This window comes from Candidatus Tisiphia endosymbiont of Nemotelus uliginosus (assembly GCF_964264755.1).
Lineage (GTDB): Bacteria > Pseudomonadota > Alphaproteobacteria > Rickettsiales > Rickettsiaceae > Tisiphia.
Genome location: NZ_OZ183481.1, coordinates 1,172,768 through 1,197,114 on the forward strand (window position 1 = coordinate 1,172,768; position 24,347 = coordinate 1,197,114).

At 33.1% G+C, this 24,347-nt stretch carries 21 protein-coding genes and 2 tRNA genes; 9 read left to right on the forward strand and 14 right to left on the reverse strand.

Annotation, left to right across the window (positions count from 1 at the left end):
• Positions 1-48: 48 nt before the first annotated feature.
• Positions 49-603, forward strand: a complete 555-nt coding sequence (locus ACFELW_RS05970) for a phospholipase D family protein (RefSeq protein WP_375330529.1) — start codon at positions 49-51, stop codon at positions 601-603.
• Positions 604-835: 232 nt separating this feature from the next.
• On the opposite strand, the gene ACFELW_RS05980 is transcribed toward ACFELW_RS05970, so the two are convergent.
• On the reverse strand, positions 836-1,714 hold the full coding sequence (locus ACFELW_RS05980) for a TIGR01459 family HAD-type hydrolase (protein WP_375329938.1): 879 nt from the start codon (positions 1,712-1,714) through the stop codon (positions 836-838).
• 170 nt (positions 1,715-1,884) lie between these two features.
• Between ACFELW_RS05980 and gyrB the strand changes: the two genes are divergently transcribed.
• The 5 genes from gyrB (at position 1,885) to ACFELW_RS06005 (ending at position 9,111) form a co-directional block, all read left to right on the forward strand.
• Positions 1,885-4,314 carry a DNA topoisomerase (ATP-hydrolyzing) subunit B gene (gyrB, locus tag ACFELW_RS05985; RefSeq protein ID WP_375329939.1) on the forward strand — a complete coding sequence of 810 codons (2,430 nt, stop codon included), beginning with the start codon at positions 1,885-1,887 and terminating at the stop codon, positions 4,312-4,314.
• A 266-nt stretch (positions 4,315-4,580) separates the two neighbouring features.
• A complete protein-coding gene (gene sucC / locus ACFELW_RS05990; protein WP_375329940.1) occupies positions 4,581-5,741 on the forward strand; it encodes an ADP-forming succinate--CoA ligase subunit beta in 1,161 nt (386 codons plus the stop codon).
• A 67-nt stretch (positions 5,742-5,808) separates the two neighbouring features.
• Positions 5,809-6,729, forward strand: a complete 921-nt coding sequence (locus tag ACFELW_RS05995; protein WP_375329941.1) for an Rpn family recombination-promoting nuclease/putative transposase — start codon at positions 5,809-5,811, stop codon at positions 6,727-6,729.
• A 169-nt stretch (positions 6,730-6,898) separates the two neighbouring features.
• A complete protein-coding gene (gene sucD, locus ACFELW_RS06000) occupies positions 6,899-7,777 on the forward strand; it encodes a succinate--CoA ligase subunit alpha (protein WP_341759370.1) in 879 nt (292 codons plus the stop codon).
• Positions 7,778-8,043: 266 nt separating this feature from the next.
• Positions 8,044-9,111, forward strand: a complete 1,068-nt coding sequence (locus tag ACFELW_RS06005; RefSeq protein ID WP_375329942.1) for a hypothetical protein — start codon at positions 8,044-8,046, stop codon at positions 9,109-9,111.
• Positions 9,112-9,512: 401 nt separating this feature from the next.
• On the opposite strand, the gene ACFELW_RS06010 is transcribed toward ACFELW_RS06005, so the two are convergent.
• A protein-coding gene (locus tag ACFELW_RS06010; RefSeq protein WP_375329687.1) for an IS5 family transposase occupies positions 9,513-10,276 on the reverse strand; the annotation gives its coding sequence in 2 pieces (ribosomal slippage) (positions 9,513-9,919 and positions 9,919-10,276; 765 coding nt in all).
• Between the two features lie 98 nt (positions 10,277-10,374).
• A protein-coding gene (locus ACFELW_RS06015) for an IS5 family transposase (RefSeq protein ID WP_375329714.1) occupies positions 10,375-11,138 on the reverse strand; the annotation gives its coding sequence in 2 pieces (ribosomal slippage) (positions 10,375-10,803 and positions 10,806-11,138; 762 coding nt in all).
• Between the two features lie 529 nt (positions 11,139-11,667).
• Between ACFELW_RS06015 and ACFELW_RS06020 the strand changes: the two genes are divergently transcribed.
• Together ACFELW_RS06020 and ACFELW_RS06025 are read left to right on the forward strand one after the other, a co-directional pair.
• A complete protein-coding gene (locus ACFELW_RS06020; RefSeq protein WP_375329943.1) occupies positions 11,668-12,546 on the forward strand; it encodes an IS982 family transposase in 879 nt (292 codons plus the stop codon).
• Between the two features lie 343 nt (positions 12,547-12,889).
• The gene (locus ACFELW_RS06025; protein WP_375329944.1) at positions 12,890-13,819 is read left to right on the forward strand and encodes an N-acetylmuramoyl-L-alanine amidase; all 930 of its coding nucleotides are present in this window, start codon (positions 12,890-12,892) and stop codon (positions 13,817-13,819) included.
• Between the two features lie 38 nt (positions 13,820-13,857).
• Here ACFELW_RS06025 and ACFELW_RS06030 read toward each other — a convergent pair whose 3' ends face one another.
• From ACFELW_RS06030 to ACFELW_RS06085, 11 genes are all read right to left on the reverse strand, one after another.
• A complete protein-coding gene (locus ACFELW_RS06030; protein WP_375329945.1) occupies positions 13,858-14,922 on the reverse strand; it encodes a pseudouridine synthase in 1,065 nt (354 codons plus the stop codon).
• Positions 14,923-15,936 carry a COX15/CtaA family protein gene (locus tag ACFELW_RS06035; protein ID WP_375329946.1) on the reverse strand — a complete coding sequence of 338 codons (1,014 nt, stop codon included), beginning with the start codon at positions 15,934-15,936 and terminating at the stop codon, positions 14,923-14,925.
• An 81-nt stretch (positions 15,937-16,017) separates the two neighbouring features.
• Entirely contained in the window at positions 16,018-16,809 is a 792-nt protein-coding gene (locus ACFELW_RS06040; protein ID WP_375329947.1) for a CPBP family intramembrane glutamic endopeptidase, read from the reverse strand.
• A 116-nt stretch (positions 16,810-16,925) separates the two neighbouring features.
• Positions 16,926-17,882 (reverse strand): Rpn family recombination-promoting nuclease/putative transposase, encoded by a 957-nt coding sequence (locus tag ACFELW_RS06045; RefSeq protein WP_375329948.1) that lies wholly within the window; start codon positions 17,880-17,882, stop codon positions 16,926-16,928.
• A gap of 40 nt (positions 17,883-17,922) precedes the next feature.
• Positions 17,923-18,891, reverse strand: coding sequence for an Rpn family recombination-promoting nuclease/putative transposase (locus ACFELW_RS06050; RefSeq protein ID WP_375329949.1), 969 nt, complete (start codon positions 18,889-18,891; stop codon positions 17,923-17,925).
• Between the two features lie 3 nt (positions 18,892-18,894).
• Positions 18,895-20,196 (reverse strand): proline--tRNA ligase, encoded by a 1,302-nt coding sequence (gene proS, locus ACFELW_RS06055; RefSeq protein WP_375329950.1) that lies wholly within the window; start codon positions 20,194-20,196, stop codon positions 18,895-18,897.
• 14 nt (positions 20,197-20,210) lie between these two features.
• On the reverse strand, positions 20,211-20,789 hold the full coding sequence (folE, locus tag ACFELW_RS06060; RefSeq protein ID WP_341759382.1) for a GTP cyclohydrolase I FolE: 579 nt from the start codon (positions 20,787-20,789) through the stop codon (positions 20,211-20,213).
• 17 nt (positions 20,790-20,806) lie between these two features.
• Positions 20,807-22,147: a cbb3-type cytochrome c oxidase subunit I gene (locus ACFELW_RS06065; RefSeq protein WP_341759383.1), complete on the reverse strand. Its 1,341-nt coding sequence runs from the start codon at positions 22,145-22,147 to the stop codon at positions 20,807-20,809.
• A 197-nt stretch (positions 22,148-22,344) separates the two neighbouring features.
• Positions 22,345-22,896 carry a GNAT family N-acetyltransferase gene (locus tag ACFELW_RS06070; protein ID WP_375329951.1) on the reverse strand — a complete coding sequence of 184 codons (552 nt, stop codon included), beginning with the start codon at positions 22,894-22,896 and terminating at the stop codon, positions 22,345-22,347.
• A 127-nt stretch (positions 22,897-23,023) separates the two neighbouring features.
• A tRNA-Ile gene (locus ACFELW_RS06075) sits at positions 23,024-23,100 on the reverse strand.
• A gap of 233 nt (positions 23,101-23,333) precedes the next feature.
• Positions 23,334-23,409: transfer RNA gene (locus ACFELW_RS06085), tRNA-Lys, on the reverse strand.
• 121 nt (positions 23,410-23,530) lie between these two features.
• Here ACFELW_RS06085 and ACFELW_RS06090 point away from each other — a divergent pair.
• A complete protein-coding gene (locus ACFELW_RS06090; RefSeq protein ID WP_375329952.1) occupies positions 23,531-24,262 on the forward strand; it encodes a 3-deoxy-manno-octulosonate cytidylyltransferase in 732 nt (243 codons plus the stop codon).
• Positions 24,263-24,347 lie beyond the last annotated feature (85 nt).

The following is a 24,347-nucleotide window of genomic DNA, read 5'->3' on the forward strand; positions in this document are numbered from 1 at the left end:
GTCTATCAAATCCCAAAATTACTGTAAACATTATAGAAAATGAAAAAAATATCTAAAAAGCATAATACAAAATTATCAGTGATAATATCATTTTTACTCGGTATTGCTACCGGAGTAGGCTATAATGAAATAAATGATACAGCTTCTTGGCATAGTTTTAATGCTGAAACTGATAATTTGAATGTTTGTTTTACCCCTCCATCTGGTTGTGGATCATTAATAGCAAAAGAAATATCTAAGGCTAAGGATAGTATCTATATTCAAGCATTTGGTTTAACTTCACAAAAGATAGTGGATCAATTAATTAAAGCTAAACAAAACGGTATTGAAATAAGGGTATTATTAGATCGTAGTAACTTACACGATAGATATTCTAAAATGCATGAATTGAAACGAGCTGGTATTGATGTATCAATAGATAAAGTACCAGGTATAGCTCACAACAAAATTATGATTATTGATAAAAGCAAGGTGATTACCGGTAGTTTCAATTTTACTAACGCGGCTGATAATAGGAATGCTGAAAACGTTTTGTTAATAGAAAATAGTGATATTGCAGAAACTTACTTGCAAAGTTGGCTTAGTCGTCGAGCAAAGAATTAGTGTGAGCGTTCACGGAAAAAAAGTTAAAGTACAAGACATCATTGCGAGTAGTCGTAGCCTAAGGTATAGTCAATTGAGGAGAAGTTGGTGACGTTGTCACTTGTCGCTCGCCTATTACTTATAGGCGTCGCTCCATCGTTCCTAGCCCCAAATTCTCCTGAATTGACTATAGCTACTCGCAGTGACAGAGGAAAGGCTGTCTAGAACCTTAATGGGTTAACTATAAAAATTGTCATAATAAATTTGTGGTCAATTGAATAACAAAATTTGGCATTACTCCTTGCTCAGTTGCGGCAATTTTCAAATGTTGTAATTTTTCCTCGATAGTATGATATTGGCTATGAAATATTGTTGCATTACCTGTTAATACTAAAGCCGAGTCAATTTCTAGGTTATTTGCTCCTAAAATATCAGTAAAGAAAGTATCACCTATCATGAGAACACGTTTCAATGAAATATCGGGTAGTTGCTTTAATACTGCATGATATATATCTAGATGTGGCTTGCCGCTATAAATTACCTCGCCACCAAGTTGTTTTATTTTTGCCGCAAAATATCCAGAACAATATCTCCGTATGCCTTGTTGCACAATTCCAAGGTCTGGGTTGGCACATATAGTAATTATGTTTCTTTTTACTACAGTTTTAAATAAATCATCAAACTCATCTAAATCTAAATCTTTTCTTTCATCGCGATGGAGCGTTAACAGAAAAATATTAGCTTCATTTATATTTGTGGTAATAGGTATCTGCAATTCATTCAGAAGGTCATTATCTTCTGAACCAAGATGATAAACCACTGGATTTTTTATACCAAATCTTTTATCACTTTCTAGTATCATATCAATTGCTACTTCACCAGAGCTAAAAACCATTTCTTCCGTTGCGTTAATACCCCAAATCTTATTAATTTTATTAAATAAGGAATCCCTACTACGCGGAGCATTAGTAACAAAAAAAACCTTCTTTTGCTGTTTAATTATTTTATTAATATTATCAACTACTCCAGGATAAAGCTGATTTCCTTCTACTACCACTCCCCAAAGATCAAATAAAAAAACATCATAATCATCCATTACAGATGAAACATTTCTAACATTTAGTTTTGTCATTGTTATATACACTCTATAAGTTTTTTTATAAGATAATTTAACGTTAGACTGAATAATAAACAATAAATATTTTTAGTAAAATAATATTTGTTAATAAACTGCTTGAAAAATATACACTTGCTGTAATTTTGCTGTATAGTTATCTTTTATCTTTATTATTTATGTAGGATATGTCAAATAATCAACAAAAATCAATAGCAGAATTAGAATATGGGGCTGACTCCATCAAAGTTTTAAAAGGTCTTGAAGCAGTTAAAAAAAGACCTGGTATGTATATTGGTGATACTGATGATGGTTCAGGATTACATCATATGATTTACGAGGTTGTTGATAATGCCATCGATGAAGCCTTAGCTGGTCACTGTGATCTAATTAAAGTAATCCTAAATGCCAACGGCTCTGTAACAGTGCGTGATAATGGACGTGGAATACCTGTTGATATCCACGAAGAAGAAGGTATATCAGCAGCTGAGGTTATTATGACCCAATTGCATGCTGGAGGTAAGTTTGACCAAAACTCTTATAAAATATCTGGTGGGTTGCATGGTGTTGGTGTATCTGTGGTAAATGCCCTATCAGAGTGGTTAGAGCTTAGAATTTGGCGAGATAATAAGGAATATTTTATAAAATTTAGAGATGGAACTACTGAAACATCACTCACCCTAAAAGGGGAGTCAGTAGAAAAAAGCGGTACAGAGATTACTTTTTTCCCATCTATTACCACTTTTAGCATGATAGAGTTTAATTTTGCTACTGTAGAGCATAGACTTAGAGAATTAGCATTTTTAAATTCTGGTGTTAGGATATTATTAAAGGATCACCGTTTTGCTGAACAGCAAGAAGTAGAATTTTGCTTTACTGGTGGTGTAGAGGCTTATGTCAAATATATAGACAAAGCCAAGACTTCATTACATAAATGTATATCACTCAATACTAATAATCAGGCAACAGGGATTACTTTTGAATTGGCAATGAATTGGAATGATTCATATCATGAAAATATTTTATGTTTTACTAATAATATAAGACAACGTGATGGCGGTACGCATCTTATTGCCTTTAAAGCAGCTCTTACCAGAGTTGTCACAACTTATACCGAGAATATTGGACTCAATAAAAAAAGTAAAATAAACTTCACAGGAGATGACACTAGAGAAGGATTGTCATGTATTTTATCAGTAAAAGTACCTGACCCCAAATTTTCATCACAAACTAAAGATAAATTAGTTAGTTCTGAAGTCCGTCCTATTGTAGAAAATGCTGTATATACTAAGGTTTTAGAATGGTTTGAAGAGCATCCTAGTGACGCAAAAATAATTATTAATAAAATTATTGAAGCGGCAACTGCTAGAGAAGCAGCCAAAAGAGCAAGGGAATTAACTCGTCGAAAATCAGCCCTGGAAATTTCAAACTTGCCTGGAAAACTTGCTGATTGTCAAGAAAAAGACCCTGCTCTTTCGGAGTTATTTATTGTGGAAGGAGATTCGGCTGGCGGTACAGCAAAGCAGGGTAGAGACAGAAAGTTCCAAGCAATTTTACCATTACGAGGTAAAATCCTGAATGTTGAAAGAGCTAGATTTGATAAAATGTTAAATTCTGAGCAAGTAGGAACGTTAATAACAGCTCTTGGGACAGCTATTGGTAATGAAGATTTTTCTTTGGATAAACTAAGATATCATAAAATAATTATTATGACTGACGCTGATGTTGATGGTTCGCACATCAGAACTTTATTGCTTACTTTCTTCTACCGGCATATGCGGCAATTAATTGATAAAGGATATTTATATATAGCCCAGCCGCCTTTATATAAGGTGAAAAAAGGTAATAACGATTTTTATTTGAAAAATGAACAAGCTTTGCAAGATTATTTAGTAAAAAATACTATTAGTGATGCAACAATTATGTTGTATAATGGACGAGAGATCAGTGGTTCTGATCTTGAGGAGATAATCAAGAAAGCTATCCGGTTCGTTACATTACTTGATCAAGTTGGCAAAAAATTTAATCGGCAAATTGCAGAATGTTTAGCTATCAAAGACTTGTTAGGTAATCAAATATTTGCGGCAGATAAGACAAATGAAATAAACCAGGCTTTGAATATTTTAAATCTTGGTGATATATCACCTGATAAAACAGATTGGCAATTTGTAGTTAGCACCAATAAAATAGAATTTTTCCGCTTTGTTCGGGGACAAAAAGAAAGTAAAATTTTATCAAAAGAACAGCTTGAATCTTTTGAATTTATTCAGCTAGCCAAATCATTTACTCCGCTTGCAGATTTATTTATTGAGCCAACAAAGTTATTAATTAAAAACCAGGAACATATTATTACACTGTCTAGTATGCTGATGAATTATATATTGGAAAGCGGAAAAAAAGGTATAGCTATTCAGCGTTTCAAAGGTCTTGGGGAAATGAATTCTGATCAGTTAGGAGAGACAACATTAGACCCTCAAAGAAGAACTTTATTGCAAGTTAAAGTACATGAACAAGATAGTGCTGAAGTAATTTTTTCAACATTAATGGGAGATATTGTTGAACCTAGAAGACAATTTATTCAAGCAAATGCCTTGAATGTAATTAATTTAGATGTTTAATCTAGATTAGAGGATACGGAGTAATGATACAGGATGATTAAAAGTGGATCGCTTCATCGGCTCACGCCTCCTTGCAATAACGTTTAGGTTGCATATATGTCATTGCGAGACCACGCAAGTAGGACGTGGCAATCCATATTTATTGGAAATGAAAAAATAAGCAATATTGCAAAAATAATGAAAATAGCTATTAGCAAATCATAAAAATCTGTTATATTTATAGATATATAAAAACCTAAGATTAAATTATTTAAAAAATTATAAAAATGAATATTCATGAATACCAAGCAAAGATGATCTTGAAGCAGTATGGTATACCTACTTCTACAGGAGTTGTGATATCGCAAAAAGAAGATATCGATAGACTAATTGATGGTTTAGAAGCAGAAATATATGTGGTCAAAGCCCAAATTCACGCAGGTGGTAGGGGTAAAGCTGGTGGTGTAAAAGTTGTAAAAAGTAAAGAAGCGGCAAAAAAGGCAGCTCATGCGATGTTTGGAATTAACCTAATAACTCATCAGACATCATCTGCTGGGCAGAAGGTTCGTCGTTTATATATTGAATCTGGCTGTGATATTTTGAAAGAATATTATTTTAGTGCTGTTTTTGATCGTAGTAATAGTAAAGTAACTTTTATAGCTTCTACTGAAGGTGGTGTAGATATTGAAGAGGTTGCTCATAATACCCCACAAAAAATTATCAAAATATCAGTTGATCCGGCAACGGGTATACAACCATTTCATTGTCGTCAAATAGCATACAAGCTTGGCTTTAAAAATGAACAAGCAAAACAAATGATGAAAATTGTTGAGTCAACCTATCAAGCTTTTATTGCAACTGATGCTAACCAAATTGAAATTAATCCATTAATAACAAAACCTGATGGTAGTTTATTGGCACTTGATGCTAAGATTAACTTTGATGATAATGCATTATTTAAACATCCTGATATTTTAAATATGCGAGATAGTGATGAAGAAAATGCTCTTGAAATGCAAGCAAATAGCCTTGGTCTTAGTTATGTCAAGATGGATGGTACTATTGGTTGTATGGTGAATGGTGCTGGATTAGCTATGGCAACAATGGATATTATCAAGCTTTATGGTGCTGAACCAGCAAATTTTTTAGACGTTGGCGGTGGAGCTGATCGTGAGAAAGTAACAGAAGCACTAAAAATAATTTTATCAGATATGCATGTACAAGGAGTTTTAGTTAATATTTTTGGTGGTATAATGCGTTGTGATATAATCGCTGAAGGGATTATTGCTGCAGTAAAAGAGATTGGTATCAAAGTTCCACTGGTTGTACGTTTAGCTGGCACCAATTTTAAATTAGGTAAAAATATTTTAGCAAATTCTGGTTTAAAAATAATTGCTGCAAATGATTTAGCTGATGCTGCCGTTAAAATTGTTGCTGCGGTAAAGTAATTGTATGAACTTAGGCATTATTACGAAATAATTTTTTAACTTTAGTGCCAAAACATCCTGGGAAATTATGACTTCATACAAGCCAAAACATGACAAAATCTTTCGCAAATCTATGGAGAATCCAATAGTTGCTCAAGAATTTTTGGCAACTCATTTGCCGAAGGATGTGTTGGCTTTAATCGATAGCACATCTTTAAAATTAGAAAAAGATAGTTTTATTGAGTCAGACCTTTCTGAAACTATTTCTGATGTATTATTTTCTGTTAAGTTTAATGATCAGGATGGCTATATTTTTTTGCTATTGGAACATCAAAGTACTGTTGATAAAATGATGGCATTTAGGTTATTTAAATATATGATTAATATTTGTGATCTATATTTAACTACTAATCATAAAGCTAAAAGTCTTCCATTAATTTATCCTCTAATACTCTATAATGGCAAGAAGAAATATAACGCACCGCTCAATATATGGAATTTATTTAGCCATCCAGATTTAGCCAGAGGCTTTTGGATAAATGATTGTCAGCTTATTAACGTACATGACATTCCCGATGAAGAACTCAAGAAAAAAATATGGTCTGGAATTTTGTTATTTTTCCTTAAGTACATCCACGAACGTCAATTACTGAAAAGATGGCAAGAAATCTCTCATCTCTTGCCTAGATTGAGTGAAATAACAATAGGCTATGACCATATAAGAAATCTATTACAGTATACTTTGATCTTTATTGAGCAAAATGATAAAATAGAGTTAGAAAAAATATTAAAAAATAGTTTAACTAAAGAAAAAGGAGAAGAACTTATGCCTAGTATAGCTCAAGTATGGAAAGAAGAAGGGATTCAAATCGGAGTACAGGATGGTATTAGAATCGGAGAAGCTAAATTAATAAAAATGATGATAAACAATAGTAGCTCTATTGATGAAGTAGCGAGAATTACTGGACTATCTATTACTAAAATCAATGAATTACTGAAACTACAGTAAATTAATCATTGTAACAAAATAATTTTTTAATTTCTAGGAACTAATTAAGATTGGGTTCTGTTATAACCCAAGATGTTTCGCAAAATTAAAAGGGTACTTTATTACAGCTTCTTAGTCTCAAAAGAGGTCTATTTTAATAACTATCTTAAAGAATACGGAAAAGGCATGTATGTCAATATTAGTTGATAAAAACACAAAAGTAATTTGTCAGGGTTTTACTGGTTCCCAAGGGACTTTTCATTCTGAACAAGCCATTAATTATGGTACTAAAATGGTAGGAGGTGTGACTCCTGGAAAAGGTGGTAATACTCATTTAGACCTACCTGTATATAATACAGTGCATGAAGCAGTTGAAAAAACTGAGGCTACTGCCAGCGTTATTTACGTTCCACCACTATTTGCGGCTGATTCAATTTTGGAAGCTATAGATGCAGGTATTAAATTAGTAGTGTGTATTACAGAGGGTATACCAGTACTTGATATGATAAAGGTCAAAAGGGCATTAGTCGGATCAAAAACTAGATTAATTGGTCCTAATTGTCCCGGCATTATTACCCCTGACGAGTGTAAAATTGGCATAATGCCTGGTTATATTCATAAGAGAGGAAGAGTTGGCATTATATCTCGGTCAGGTACTTTAACGTACGAAGCAGTAGCACAGACTACAGCTACTGGTCTTGGTCAATCCACCTGTATTGGTATTGGTGGAGATCCAGTTAACGGTACTGATTTTGTCGATTGTATTGAAATGTTTTTAAAAGATGATGAAACCGAATCGATTATTATGATTGGTGAAATAGGTGGAGATGCTGAGGAAAAAGCTGCTGAATTAATAAGAAGTTCAAAGATTAAAAAACCAATAGTTAGTTTTATTGCCGGTATTACCGCTCCTGAAGGGAAAAGAATGGGGCATGCTGGGGCAATTATTTCTAATGGACAGGGTTCAGCTGAACAAAAGTTGGAGGCTCTACAGAGTGCAGGAGTTACTATCACTAGATCACCAGCTGATATTGGCAAAACTATGTTTGAATTATTAGGAAGAATTTAAATTTAAGAGAATACACACATACGTCATTGTAATGATACATAAGCCTCAAGCGTCATTGCGAGGAGACACTTTAGTGGCAACGAAGCAATCCAAAGAAGTAACTAGAAATGGCTTGCTTCGTCGGCTTACGCCTCCTAGCAATGATGCTTAAGGCTTATGTATTCCTTATAATGACCTCTTGTACTTTTTTGCAATTTTTAAATTGCCATGAGGGCTATGAGTAAGGTAAAGTTATTTATTGAATTAGCATATTAAGCGGAGACTAAATGCTTAGCAAACTGTATAACGACCTTATTTTACAGATTAAAGCCAATAAATATGATTTCTTAAGGTTTGATCTGATCAAACAAGATGCAATAAAGTATCTTGCCGCTCAGCTTACTGCAAAATATGATACTGTGATTATTATAGGCTTTGGTGCATCTTGCCTAAATGTTAGAGCATTGTTAAGTATGAAGACAGTAGCGACTAAAAAGCTAATATACCTTGATAATTTAGATCAGTTAGCAATTGATAAAAAATTGGCAGCAGTTAACTTAGATAAAGCTGTGTTTTTTTCATTGAGTAGGTCTGGGAATACCAATGAAACCTATTTATTAACTAAGTATGTTTTAGAAGTTTTGCACGTTCCCTCTCAAAATGTTTATGTAATAGTACCGTTTAGTAATAGCTTGTTATATAATTTAGCGAGGTCTTTTGGTGCAAATTGTTTAGAACATGATAATGTAAGTAGTGGAAGATTTGGTATAATTTCTAATGCTTCTTTGCTACCAGCGGCAATTGTAGGAGTTGATATAGATAAAGTTGTTGCAGCTGCTTCCCAGAAAATATCAGATATTATCCTTGATGGCTCTAATATTTGTGAGATAGCTGAGTATTATCTCAATCAATATTCTTTAAATAGACATATGTTAGTTATGTTTAATTATAGTTACCAATTAGATGGCTTATGTAGATGGCAGCAACAAATTATAGCTGAATCGCTTGGCAAGAATGGTTTTGGTATAACTCCTATAATAGCAAAAGGGACATTCGATCAGCACAGTCAGTTGCAACTTTATTTAGAAGGTCCGGATGATAAATTTTATAAAGTTATTACTAACAATAAAGAGAACTCAGAGATTGCAATGAGCTTAGCTGCTCATGCTAACAATATATATAATGCATTAGTGCAAGTCAAGCGACCAGTGATGCTAGAGAATTTTGTACATATCGATGAGTATGCAATTATAGATCAAATTATTCACACAATGTTGAGTACTATGCTAATTGCTAATTACCTAAAAATCGATCCATTTAATCAACCATCTGTTGACCAATACAAGAAGATATAGTTAAAGTATACTAAATTACCGCGAGGAGTTGGCGAAGTAATCACCCCACCTTCCAATAGAGAATGTGGGGTATGATTTGAACCATGTCAACCTTACCATCTTTGCAACTCTTTTTTACCATTGAAACCCTAGTACTCATAAGCTTTTCTCCTATAATTTTAATTAATATTTTAAAGATTATTTGAACTTAATTATTACTCAATTTATCGTGAAAATTGGGGCAAATTCTTAAAAATCTGCTATAAAAACGCTATAAAAACATTATTTTTATTAAATTATTACCCTAATATTCAAAAAAATATGTTAATTTGAATACTTAATTAACTTTATATATTAGAAAACAATTAGGTTAATTATGCTAAATAATTATGTAACAAATTTAGTTTAGCTAGGGTATGTCGTCACGAGATTTGAGCCCACATTAGTAAAGCCCTTAAACAAAGACCCGCCATGTATGATTTTGTATTTTTAGCATATCTTGTTGCTATACCACGCCATTCTTTAAATTTTTGAAATGTATTTTCAATAATGTGCCTTAGCTTATATAGATATTTATCTATCTCTCTTTGAATCTTCCTGTTTCTTTTTGATGGTATTACAGGAATTATGTTTGCATTCACAGCCGATTCTATTATGGCGTTTGTATCGTAAGCTTTATCAGCCATAAGATGTTGTGCCTCCATATTCTGGATTAACTCACAAGCTTGAGTACAATCATTTCTGGAACCTTCTGTAACAATAATTCTGACCGGCATACCATACGCATCCACGGCCATATGTACCTTTGTATTGAGCCCCCTTTTGTGCGACTAACCGTTTGATTCCCGCCTTTCGCTCCAAGTCCTGCTTTGTGAGTTTTTACAAATGTAGAATCTATCATTAACCATTCAAAATCAGGAGCATTTATAAAAATATTTAGCAAATTCTCCCATATCCCATTATCACGCCATCTACAGAATCTTCTGTGTACATTCTTCCAATTGCCATAATCAGGAGGCAAATCTCTCCATGGAGCTCCCGTTCTAAATATCCACATCACTGCATTTATAAAAGTTCTATTGTCTCTTGCAATACCTCCCCAACAACCTTTCTGACCAGGTAAATTACTTTCTATCTTATTCCAAAGCTCATCGCTTATATCATGTCTTCTATGTGCTAAACTCATTGCTTCTTATCGCCTATTTTTATTACTACAATTATAATAACAAATCACATAAAATTATGCAATCACAATCTCGTGACGACATACCCTAGGGCGTGTCATCAATTAAGTAATATTACAGAAGAAGCCAAATAAATTGCTCCCAGAAAATTCTGAGCTAGTTTATCATAACGCGTAGCAATGCCTCGAGATTGTTTAAGTTTTGCAAAGAAATTTTCAATTAAATGACGATACTTATAAAGCTCTACATCATATTCTACAGGAAATTTACGATTCTTCTTGGATGGAATTACAGGAGTGCAATTCTTATCTTTTATCTTATTCCTCATTCTTGCCTTAGCATCATAAGCCTTATCTGCAATTACGGTATCCGCTTTTGTCAAAGTTTCCATTAAAGCATCAGAACCTTGTAAATCATGCGACTGACCAGGGGTTAAATAAAAAGCTGTCGGATTTCCTAAAGCATCAACAGTTGCATGAATTTTAGTTGATAAACCACCTTTACTACGACCTATTGCTTGGTCATCTACTATGACTTTTTTTTAGCTCCGGCACTATGTTGATGTGCTCTAACAATCGTTGAATCAATCATACTATATTCATTATCTGCATCTTGTGCAAGTAGTTCAAAAACCTTCTTCCATACATCTTTTTGGCTCCAACGTGTATGTCTTGTATGAATTACTCTAAAATCTCCAAATCTTTCTGGTAAGTCTCTCCACGGTATACCAGCACGATATCTATATAATACAGCTTCTACGAATAATCTATTATCTTTGGCACTTGCTCCTACGTCTCCTTCTTTTCCAGGTAAAATATCCTTTATCCTTTCCCATTGATCATCTCTTAAAGCATATCTGCGCATTGGTCACCTTCTTATTTTTTTACCAATATCTAATTTGCCTCATCCTAATATTTATGTCAACTTAATTGATGACACGCCCTAGATATATACCACCAGTTCATTTCATCTTCCTAAAAATACAACAACCATAGCTTAGAATAGTAAAAATGTTACCCCTCTTGAAAGCTATAATAACAATTTTAGCAACTGTTACTAGATTAACTCTATTCTAAATAATTTAAAAAATTTTTCTTAATTGTGAAAATTCCCCTTTACTATGGGGAAAAATAATAGTATTCCTGGAAGACGATACTACGTGATGTGGTGTCAAGCACCGAGGTTAGAAGACAATCTAACAAATTTTACTCTAACCTCAGTGTCTATTTTCCGAAAAACAAAAAACAGGATTCAACTTTATGCCTTCCTATATTAAAAATCAACACAAAACCACTTAATATATAACGCGAGTTGCCAATTAATGTAAGTGTAGAAGGTAGACTTTAAGAGGAGTATAGGTTATTTTATGATTTCCAATAATAAAAAATAACCTATGAAAAAAGATTTTACTACAATTTATTGTTTTGTCGATGATTTTATAAAAAGTTTGTCAAATAATTTTCCTGCAATTAATAGTAGCATAGCTAGACCAGGTATAAGTAATTATTTATCCACAAGTGAAGTGCTAACAATATTACTTGGTTACTATGATTCTTGCTACGACTGTTTTAAACATTATTACCAAGAGGCAATTATGCACGACCATCAAGAAGATTTTAAGCTTGTTAGTTACCAACATTTTACCAAATTAATAGGTAGAAACATGCCATATTTACTAGTATTATTGCATCATTTACTTAAGGAATGCACAGGGCTTTCTTTTGTTGATGCTACTAGTATAGCGGTATGCCAAAACTATCGCATCTATTCACATAAAGTTTTCCAAGGAATAGCAGCACGTGGCAAAAATACCAAAGGATGGTTCTTTGGCTTTAAATTACATTTAATTATTGATACAGATGGTAATTTGGTCAAGCTATCTTTTAGCAGTGGCAATAAAGATGATCGGAAAGGGCTAGAATCAATGATTAGTGGAATTTTTGGTAAGGTTTTTGGAGATCGTGGGTATATATCCCAAGAATTATTTACTGACCTATATTCGCAAGGTATTCAGCTAATAACGCGAGTAAAAAAGAATATGAAAAACATGTTAATGCCTATCATGGATAAGATTATACTGCTGAAGAGAGCTTTAATAGAAAGCGTAATAGGCAAACTTAAATTTCTTGATAAACTAGAGCATTCTAGGCATAGATCGGTTACTAATGCATTTAGCCATATGATATCTTGTTTAATCAATTATCAGCTGCAGGATCGTAAACCTTCTATCAAAAAATTACTTCCTATAGAAGCTTTTTATAACCAAAATTAATTGGCAACTCGCGTTAATTAACAAAACCTTTTTTCTCCTGCTTTTTCTATACACTTATCTTTAACTATTTTCCGAAGTCAGGAGGCAAAGCCAAGTTAACCATAAAAAATATTGACGCTACCGTTACTCCAAACGTTACGACTAATCATAAATCTGAGCCTTATAAAGATAACGCTGATATTAATAACAATAAACGGGAATCTGCCAAAAAATGGCAAAATAACAAACCATCTAATGAAGATGAAACAGTAACTAAAGAACGGAAATACTTTAATTAAGACTATTGACTTAATAAAAAATCAATACTAAACTTAAAGTTCTACTTAATTTAGGAGGAAAAGTTATGTCGAAAAAACCAGAAATATTGACAGATTATTTAAGAAATAATGCAGAAGGATTTTCACTTGCTTCAAAAGGACAGGAAACAGACATAGAAGATAATAAATGTAATTTTTACACGGATAGGCGAGAAGGCTCCTCTCCTCAATATATTATGCAGACTTATTCTGTTGGTGATCTTCAAAGAGCATTATCCAAAATGCTTTCTAATGAAGAAAACATTTCTGAATCAAGAAAGCTCGGCGTATCTGTGAATTACCTTATAGATAAAGATGGTTCAATATACCAGTTGGTTCCGGATAGTAAAAAACCTTGGACTGCAGGCCAAGGATCTTTAAAAACCGGTAGTAAGTTAAATCAAGATATACCAAATGACATGAAGAATGTTATGAATGATTATTGCATAAGTATCATGTCTATAAATAGCGGTAAAGAACCTCTAACGGCAGAGCAACTTGAAGCTAACCTGTTGCTAACTAAATATTTACGTGATGAATATAAAATTGAGAGAGCGAATGTAGTTGCTTTAGCAGATTGGACTGCAGGAAGGCATATTGCACCAGGTCCATATTTTTCATGGGAGGAATTCTCTAAATATGAGTTGGGTTTATGGTCTAACGTAGAGCGTAAAGCTAATCCTGAAGTGATAATATCATGGAAGAAAAAAGCTGACTCTAAAGAGGTTGTAGAAGATATACAACAACAGCTTGCAGAGTTAGGAATGGTTACACCGCAGGAGGGAGCTTTAGACCAGGCTACAATATCCAATATGCTTGCTTTCAATCTACATCATTTTGGACCTCAAATTTTAAGTAATCATAAAGATATGTATGATTATCTTCTTTGGGAAAATTCAAGTAATACTGATGCAAGAGGAGTATTAGGGGCGTGGAATGAAAATAGTCAAGCCGTATTAGATGATATTCTGAGTTAATTGTTGAAGTTATAATCGACCTTGCATCTTTTAAATGCTTATCTATTGCAAAAAATACTAAAATAACTTGGTAAGGATGTATCAATTATTATTTCTTTACCAAATATTTTCTCAGGTAAGATTATTTTTTTGGCATGTAGTAACATCTCCTTGGATAAAGCTATTGCTTCTAAGGTTCCATATTTTCTGTCACCTAATATGGGACAAGCTAGCATTTTCGCATGGAATCGAAGTTGATGCATCCTGCCAGTAAGAGGAGTAAACTCAACCAAGGTTAAACCATTAGACCTCTTGCAAAACTCTACTTCTGCTGCTAATTTGTACGTCGATGCGGCACTCGAATCCTCACGTACGCTAGAGTACGCTGCGGTTCGAGGTGAAGTGTCTCCTACAAATCCTTGGGCATAAACGAGTTTTGCAAGAGGTCTACTATCTAAATTCTTAAGGAATTTATAGCGGGTTATCGATAATTTACCATTTTCCTCATCATTTTGCACAGTTTCATACGCCCCCCCCCTATTCTTACCTATCATACCACTAATTTCTCCCTCGGATTGTGGAAGCTTACCTAAAACTACCGCTATATAGGTTTTTTGAATATCCTTCTCCTGAAAGGCTTTAACTAATTTTATACTACTTGCATAATTTTTAGCAATTAGCAATATTCCTGAAGTATCTTTGTCTAACCTATGAACTAACTTAAAATCTGCCCCCCGACCATTTAAATATTGCAATGCATCATCTATAGATAGAGTTATCTTGCTACCACCTTGGGTGGCAAGACCTGACGGCTTATTGATTGCTATAAACCAGTCATCTTGATAAATTAGATAATCCTTCAACAATTTACCAGCTAGTTTAATCGCTGAACTGGTAAAAATCCTATCAGAAGTTTTCAGAGTTTGTAAATTTAAACTATCCTCTATAAAAATTTTATCACCAACATTTATTCGCAGATTGGCTGCTACCTTACAAGAATTAACCATTATCCTCTTAAACCTTAAGGCACGCTCAATCACTCCTTGAGTAAGACTAGGATATAATTTTTTTAAGTAACGATCCAACCTACAAGGCAGTTCTAGATCAACATTTAATATTGCCACTTATGCACTCTTTAATAAAAAATAACTCCACAATATACAAGATAACAGTATAATTGCACAAATCTGATGGAATAAAGCTATTAATACAGGTACTGAATATAAAATAGTAGTTATGCCAGCTAACATTTGTAATAGCAATATACCAACAATGTAATAAGCTGCTTTATTTAATTTAGGATGTTTAGTTTTTATTAAGCTCACTACTAAAAATCCAGCACTAATACAAACTATATATGCTCCCATTCTATGAAAAAACTGAATAACCACAGGGTCGCTTAAACTATCTATAGTAAGTAGTTTAAACGTTAGTTCTTCAGGTATAAAATTATTACCCATTAGTGGAAAGCTATTATATACCTGCCCAGCATCAAGACCTGCAACCAATCCCCCTAAAAAAATCTGTATATAAACTATACTAATAGTTACTAAACAACATAATTTTGCTGAACTCAAACTTATCGTTTGTTCATTTAGTAAAATATCAAAACTATTATTCATCAGTTGATAGAACAATAAATTATAGATGATAATCGCTATAATCAAATGCCCAGCTAAGCGGAAATGACTAACATATGGCTGCAAAATTAGCCCACTTTTTACCATATACCAACCCATAAATCCTTGAACCGCAAATAATAACAATATCCCCAAATATACTGGTAGTGATCTGCTAGCAATTTGCCTAGTCACCAAAAAATATACCAACGGTATCAGATATAATAAACCAACAACTCTCCCAGCAAAACGATGAATAAATTCAATCCAAAAAATAAATTTAAACTCTGAGAGAGTCATATTAACATTTTTTTGCTTATATTCGACTGATTGCTGATATTTACTAAACTCATCCTGCCACTCAGCATTATTGAGTGGTGGGACAATACCTGATACTGGCTTCCATTCAACAATTGATAAACCAGCATCAGTAAGCCTAGTAAGCCCACCCCAAAAAATCATAAAAACCACCATACAGCAGCATGCAGCCAACCAAGGCTTTATTAATAGTTGTGACATTAAACCCAATATCTTTGATATCTATAATATAACAGATTTTTTTGATCCACTAATAGCTGTTTTATGATTTTGGATAACTTTTCAAAGCTTATTGATAGCTGGATAAGTAAAAAATAAAATATGGGTTAAATTAAGCATAAAATGAGCAAGTATGCTTGCTTCAATTCTTTTCGTTACTTTATATATCCAACCATATGAAACTCCAGCTATTGTGGCTAAAATTACATATTTTAATCCTCCTGGATAGTGCATCACTCCAAAGAAAAGTGCAGGTATTAGTATGGCTATATCCTTAGAATATTTATATTTTAACTGATTTAATGATTCTTGGAAAAATCCTCTAAATAATCCTTCCTCAGCAACGCATGTAAAAAATAAATTATTGATTACCCATATCCATAAATTTTGTGGTATCTTTGGTGCAAATTTGATGTACTCAAATGCAATAGATAACACTATTATTACTAATAGAATAATTGGTAATCTATAAAAAACTTGCAAGAGTAATATTTTCAGTTCGCTACAAGTAGATGCTAAATCTAAAGTTAAACCTATAATAATTAAACCGACAATTGTCTTATCTAAGTTTAAATATAGTGTAAACGGTAAAGCATCTGGAGTGAGTTGTATTTTATCTAAAACTAATAAATTATCAAATCCTGGAATTAAATGCAGTTCTAACATTAATCCAAGTACGAACACTAAACTCCATAAGACATATTTCAATTTAGTAGAAGATTTATGATACGAAAATACTAAATAAAAAAACAACAAAATTGCTAAAATAGCAAACAGGCTTGCTATATTACTAACAAAAGATAAGACTAGAGAAATAGATAGAAATAATTGCCATGGTTTAAATTTGCCTTTCACAGGAAGCCATAATGATATAACACTAATTAGTAATGTTATATATGTAAGATATTTTAGCCAAATATTTCATCTATAATTGATTTGGGGTAATGTTGCACAGCCTATAGCTAACCAGTTTATTGCATTTTCAATAGTTCATTGATTTTAGCAATAGATAGTCCTGTAATTTTCGCTACTGCTTCAATGGAGCTACCATTATTTATCATCATTTTTATTAATTTAGCTTCCCCTTCGGCTCTACCTTTGGCTTCACCTCTAGCCTCTCCGATTTTGATACCATCTTGGAGTCCGATTTGAATCCCTTCTTCTTTCCATACTTGAGCTATACTAGGCATAAGTTCTTCTCCTTTTTCTTTAGTTAAACTATTTTTTAATATTTTTTCTAACTCTATTTTATCATTTTGCTCAATAAAGGTCAAAGTATAGCTCAATAGATTTCTTATGTGGTCATGGCCTATTGTTATTTCACTCAATTTAGGCAAGAGATGAGAGATTTCTTGCCATCTTTTCAGTAATTGACGTTCGTGGATGTGCTTAAGGAAAAATAACAAAATTCCAGACCATATTTTTTTCTTGAGTTCTTCATCAGGAATATCATGTACGTTAATAAGCTGACAATCATTTGTCCAAAAGCCTCTGGCTAAATCTGGATGGCTAAATAAATTCCATATATTGAGCGATGCGTTATATTTCTTCTTGCCATTATAAATTATTAAGGGATAAATTAATGGAAGGCTTTTAGCTTTATGATTAGTAGTTAAATATAGATCACAAATATTAATCGTATATTTAAATAACCTAAATGCCATCATTTTATCAACAGTACTTTGATGTTCCAATAGCAAAAAAATATAGCCATCCTGATCATTAAACTTAACAGAAAATAATACATCAGAAATAGTTTCAGAAAGGTCTGGCTCAATAAAACTATCTTTTTCTAATTTTACAGTTGTGCTATCGATTAAAGCCAGTACATCTTTAGGCAAATGAGTTGCCAAAAACTCTTTAGCAACTATTGGATTCTCCATAGATTTGCGAAAGATTTCGTCATGTTTTGGCTTGTCTGAAGTCATAATAAAATTTGCTTATATAGCTAATCTAATAATTCATTACTTACTGTACTTTCAGTAATTCCTTGATTTTAGTAATAGATAGTCCAGTAATTCTCGCTACTTCTTCAATAGAGCTACCATTATTTATCATCATTTTTATTAATTTAGCTTCTCCTCTAGCTTCTCCCCTAGCTTCTCCCCTAGCTTCTCCCCTAGCTTCTCCGATTCTAATACCATCCTGTACTCCGATTTGAATCCCTTCTTCTTTCCATACTTGAGCTATACTAGGCATAAGTTCTTCTCCTTTTTCTTTAGTTAAACTATTTTTTAATATTTTTTCTAACTCTATTTTATCACTTTGCTCAATAAAGGTCAAAGTATAGCTCAATAGATTTCTTATATGGTCATGGCCTATTGTTATTTTACTCAATTTAGGCAAGAGATGAGAGATTTCTTGCCATCTTTTCAGTAATTGACGTTCGTGGATGTGTTTGAGGAAAAATAACAAAATCCCAGACCATACTTTTTTCTTGAGTTCTTCATCGGGGATGTCATGTACGTTAATAAGCTGATAATCATTTGTCCAAAAGCCTCTGGCTAAATCTGGATGGCTAAATAAATTCCATATATTGAGCGATGCGTTATATTTCTTCTTGCCATTATAAATTATTAGGGGATAAATTACTGGAAGGCTTTTAGCTTTAGGATTAGTAGTTAAATATCGATCACAAATATTAATCATATATTTAAATAACCTAAACGCCATCATTTTATCAACAGTACTTTGATGTTCCAATAGCAAAAAAATATAGCCATCCTGATCATTAAACTTAACAGAAAATAATACATCTGAAATAGTTTCAGAAAGGTCTGGCTCAATAAAACTATCTTTTTCTAATTTTACAGTTGTGCTATCGATTAAAGCCAACACATCCTTCGGCAAATGAGTTGCCAAAAACTCTTTAGCAACTATTGGATTCTCCATAGATTTGCGAAAGATTTCGTCATGTTTTGGCTTGTCTAGAGTCATAACTTACATATAAGAAAGAATTTTAGAGAGGTAGGTGACAACATTTGCTACTGTTAACTCTTCTATTATTCCTGTTCTACGATCTTTTAATTCAACCACATCTTTCTCAGAGTTTTTGGAACCAATAATTATTTGGTACGGTGAACCTATAAGATCATGAGTGGCAAATTTTTTACCAGCTCTCTCATTTGTATCATCGTATAATACCTCTATTTTATTCGCTACAAACTGATCATATAGATTTTGTGATAGTTCATTGCATTTACTATCAAGTATATTCAAATTTAATATTGATACCATAAAAGGAGCAATATTTGGAGGCCATATAATCCCTTTATCATCATGACTTGATTCGATTATAGCGGCTAAAAGTCTTGAAATACCTATACCATAGGAACTCATTTCCACTGGCACAAGACTCCCATCACTAGCATTTACTAGAGCCTTCATTGCTTTAGAATATTTTGTACCAAGATAAAAAATATGCCCAACCTCTATAGCCTTACTACTAGCAAGATTATCTTCTGTTAACAAACATTTATCATGAACATGTTTTTCTTCTGCTACCGCATATAAGGATTGTAATTTTTCAATATCTAAATTTTCCTGATCTATTAAAGATAGAAATTTTTTGTCATAAAAAATAGTACTCTCACCATTAGTGGCAAGAATATGGAACTCATGGCTTAAATCCCCACCAATCTGACCATTATCAGCAAGTACTGGGATTACACGGAGCCCTATATCACGAAAAGTTTGCATATATGCTAGATACATCTGATTATAAGTTTTGATCGCACTTATTTGATCTATATCAAAAGAATACGCATCTTTCATTAAGAACTCTCTACCACGCATTACCCCAAAGCGAGGTCTAATTTCATCCCTAAATTTCCACTGAATATGATATAAGTTTTTTGGCAAATCTTTATAGGACTTAATATTATTTCTAAAAATATCGGTAACCATATCTTCATTAGTAGGTCCAAATAATAAAGTATTATCGTGGCGATCTTGGAATTTTAGCATTTCCCTACCGTAATTCTCAAATCTTCCAGATTCCATCCATAAAGATGCTGGTTGAATACAAGGCATTAATATTTCAATGGCACCTACTTTATTCATATTAAGTCGAACAATATTCTCAACATTTTTTAGGGCTTTTAATCCCATAGGCAACCAGCTATAAATTCCAGCAGATTGTTGTCTTATCATACCACTTCTAAGCATCAATCTGTGAGAAACTACTTGAGCCTCTACTGGCTCTTCCTTTAGCACGGGTAAAAAATATTTTGATAGTAACATAGCTCTTTCTTTGATTATTTTTTGGCAATAATATTTAGAAATTCATGACGATATTTCTGCTGCTCTAAATATATACCAGTATAATGCATAGTATTCATAATACTATCATTTTGCATAACACCTCTAAGAGTCATGCAACTATGTAATGCAGAAATCCTGACCGCAACACCCATAGGCTTAATATATTTCTGTAATGTTTCAGCAATTTGTACTGTCATTTTTTCTTGAATCTGTAGTCTTTTTGCAAAAACATCAACTATTCTGGCAAATTTACTGATACCTATTATACAATTATCTGGTATATAAGCTATATCAACCGTACCATTTATTGGTAACAAATGGTGTTCGCAAAAAGAATTAAACTTTATGTCTTTTAATAGAATGAAGTCCTGAAAGTTACCAGTTTCATAAAATTTAGTAGATAATATTTCTTCTACATTTTTATTGTACCCACAAAACATTTCTTGGTAAGTTTTTACTACTCTATCAGGAGTTTTTACTAGCCCCTCTCTATTTGGGTCCTCACCAATAAATCGTAATAAAGTTTTAACTGCTTCTCTGGCTTCTTCTATAGTAGGTTTTTTCAAGGTCATTATTTTTATTATACTAATTATTTCAATACCATCTTTTTACCACAAATAACAACAAACATCAAGCCACCAACAATAGCGATTAGTCCTCCACCACCCATTACACCCATTAGCAACTTACTGCTAATAGTCATTTCTACTCCTGGTGTTTTTCGCATCACCCCGTACCCACCAGCCAAAAGAAGAGCTATAATATGTAACATTTGTCCGATAGTTAAAGTAATAATTGCTGCAGAGGAATATGAATTTTTCTTTTGTTCATTATTACATGCATTGTCACATAAAAGAAAGCTAAATCCCATAAATGCCACACTTATTCCAACAATTGAACCATGATAGTGGGCAGGAACAGTAACGTTCATACTGGTAATTAACACGCCAATAAACCCTCCAGACAAAAATAATATGCTAGAACAAATGATGCTTGCTTTTATAAGAGAATTTACCACTAGTTTATGATTATGGCTAACTAGCTCATAAAATATTAGTATCAAAGACAGAACTGGGGCTATTCCGCCACCATATTTCATTTGTTTAGTATAATATTCTTTGAATTCAGCATCTATAATATCATATGATAAGTGTCCCCAAATAGCTGCAATACTTATCAAAAAATTTAAATATAATAATATCAGATATAATTTGTTAAATCTTAGCTCTTTATTTACCCAAGTATTGGATAATGCTATCATTACTAATATCATAATTTGCGTGTAAATAAATTGCAATAAATGCCCCCCACTCCAGAAAAGCAATTCATAGTAAAATTCTATATCAACTGGCACAAGCTTAATAACTTGTTGTAGTTGATAATAAGAACAAATAAAACATACCCATACTAATATCCACATTATTGCAGTAGAAAGGATAGTAAAATTGATCAATTTTTGACTTTTTAGGTTCTTAATCGTTGCTAGGATGACGTTTGATGAAAATAACAATACCGATATACCAAATAAACTAATTCCAAGAATAAACATTATATTCTCCAGCATTGGTATGTAATTATTCATTACAGGAAGATTTTGTCCACAAAGTGGTGATAAAGCTATTAGTGCAGTGCCAAAAAATGCTATTATTACATATGTTATACTGGAAGTTGTTGGCTGTAAATTATGGCTCCAAATACATGCTGTAACGGATATCAACCAAACTAGGATTGATAAATTAACATGAATAACCAAAGCTGATTTAAAGATTTCTGTATTAGGAAATAGGGTAACTAATATTGGAGTGCGGAGCATTACCAATATTATTGAATACACCCCAGCAAGAGCAAGCGAGATTACCCCATTTCTAAGCCAGCAAATAGCTAACTTATTACGGCTTAATTGATCAATTATATTATTCTCAAGATTCATAAAGAGAAGAAAACCATCTTTTTGCTTCTAGCCATAATTACAGTTTATATATTATGTTCTAAACATAAACCCTAAGTGCAGCAAGTGCTAGATAAATTAGCTCAACACACTTCTCATAAGCTGACTTCAGCGTTTCTTAGCTTCATGAAAAGACTAAAATAACTCCAGGTAGAAAAATAATGAAAAAGATTGATGCGTCACGAGGTTCTTATCATGAGGTAGGATTTATGTCCGTCAAAGAAGCCCCCTTGCATTTCAAAGCTCCCTACTTCCTTAAAACCAGCCTTCTTATAAACATGCTTTGCACGAGGATTGTTTTCGTCGGGGTCAATTAAAAATTTATCTACCAATGGTTCAACTGCAGACTTAAAGAATTCACAAAATGCAGTAAGTGCATCACTTGCAAGACCTTTACCAAGCAAATCTTTATTACCTATACCAAAATCGATACTAAAAGTTTTACCAGTTTTGGAGATATTAGCATTCTTAAGCTCAGAATTTTCTTGATCAATGCACTCTTCTGCTGTCATAATTAAGCAAAAAGGCGTATTGTCATAGTACCCGATCCAATACGTAAAGACACCATCAAAATAACTCGAAGACCTTCTTCGCCCATCTACAAAGGTAATAATATCCTCACGATGTTCTTGGCTATTGTCCCAAAATTCTTGCATATGTGGCTCATCAAGCCATGAGAAAATCATCTCTTTATGTTCCGGTAGGGCTTTGCTGAATGTAATAAGGTTCATTTAAATACTATTTTTATATATCTACCGTTTTATTTTACACTTATAGTATTTACTTTCAAAATATATTTTTATACTATTTTTCAGTTTTAACAGCTTCATCAAGTACTAAAGCACAAGATAGTTACGATGGTGGGTTTGAGAAGACTTGAACTTCCGACCTCACGCTTATCAGGCGTGTGCTCTAACCAGCTGAGCTACAAACCCATTAGACCTCTTACACAACTCTACTTCTGCTGGTAATTTGTACGTCAATGCGGTACTCGAATCCTCACGTACATTTAAGTACGCTGCGGTTCGAGGTGAAGCGTCTCCTTCAAATTCCTCAACATAAGCGAGTTTTGCAAGAGGTCTATTACTAGGAGGCGGTCTCCTAGTCTCCGCCTTTAAATATTGGCGGCGGTATTCATATACAATTAAGGGGGTTAACTACCCTGAAGTGGTGGGCTCGCCGGGATTCGAACCCGGGACAACCTGATTAAAAGTCAAGTGCTCTACCAGCTGAGCTACGAGCCCCAAACATAATGCTTAAAGACAAATTGTGTCCCAAAACAATATTCCAACACGCTTTACTTTATCGTTTAAAAAGGCTATCATGTCAACAATTATTTTGGTAAATATCTTTAAATGGTAACTTATGCATTCTGATGTTGCAATTATTATCCCTTCAAGACTTGATTCTGTTAGGCTTCCTAAGAAACCTTTACAATTGATAGGGGAACTGTCAATAATTGAACGCGTTCTAAGACAAGTACACTTAACCAAACTAAAAAATATTTATGTAGCAACTGACTCAGAAATTATAGCTAAAAAAGTTACTGATTGTGGTGGGCAATTGATTATGACAAACCCAGACTGCCAGACTGGTACTGACCGTGTCTATGAGGCATTTCAGGCAATACCTAACAATCATAATATTAATTATATCCTAAATGTCCAAGGTGACATGCCTTTTATAGAACCGGAATCAATTATTAAAGTTATTGAAAGCCTAAAGTCTAGTGACCATGATATTATGACCCCAGTAGTAAAAGTTGGTATAAACGCCGTAAATGGCAATAGTAATGTCAAAGTTATTACTGACCATAATGATAAGGCTCTGTATTTTTCTCGCAGTCTTATTCCTTATGGCTCTGAAGAATTTCTATATCACGTAGGAATGTATGGGTTCCGCAAAGAAGCATTAATTAAATTCATAAACTTACCTGTCTCAACTTTAGAATTAAACGAAAAATTAGAACAACTAAGAGCCTTACAAAATAATATGTCCATAGGGGTATGTTATGTTAATAATATCCCCATTTCTGTTGATACCCCAGAAGATTTAAACAAAGCTATCAAATTTTATCAACAATTTAACCAAGGCTAATATTCTCCCGTCTATTAGCGAGACCACGCATAAGCGTCAATTTAAGAAAACAATAATTGAGAAACCGTCATTGCGAGCGAACGTA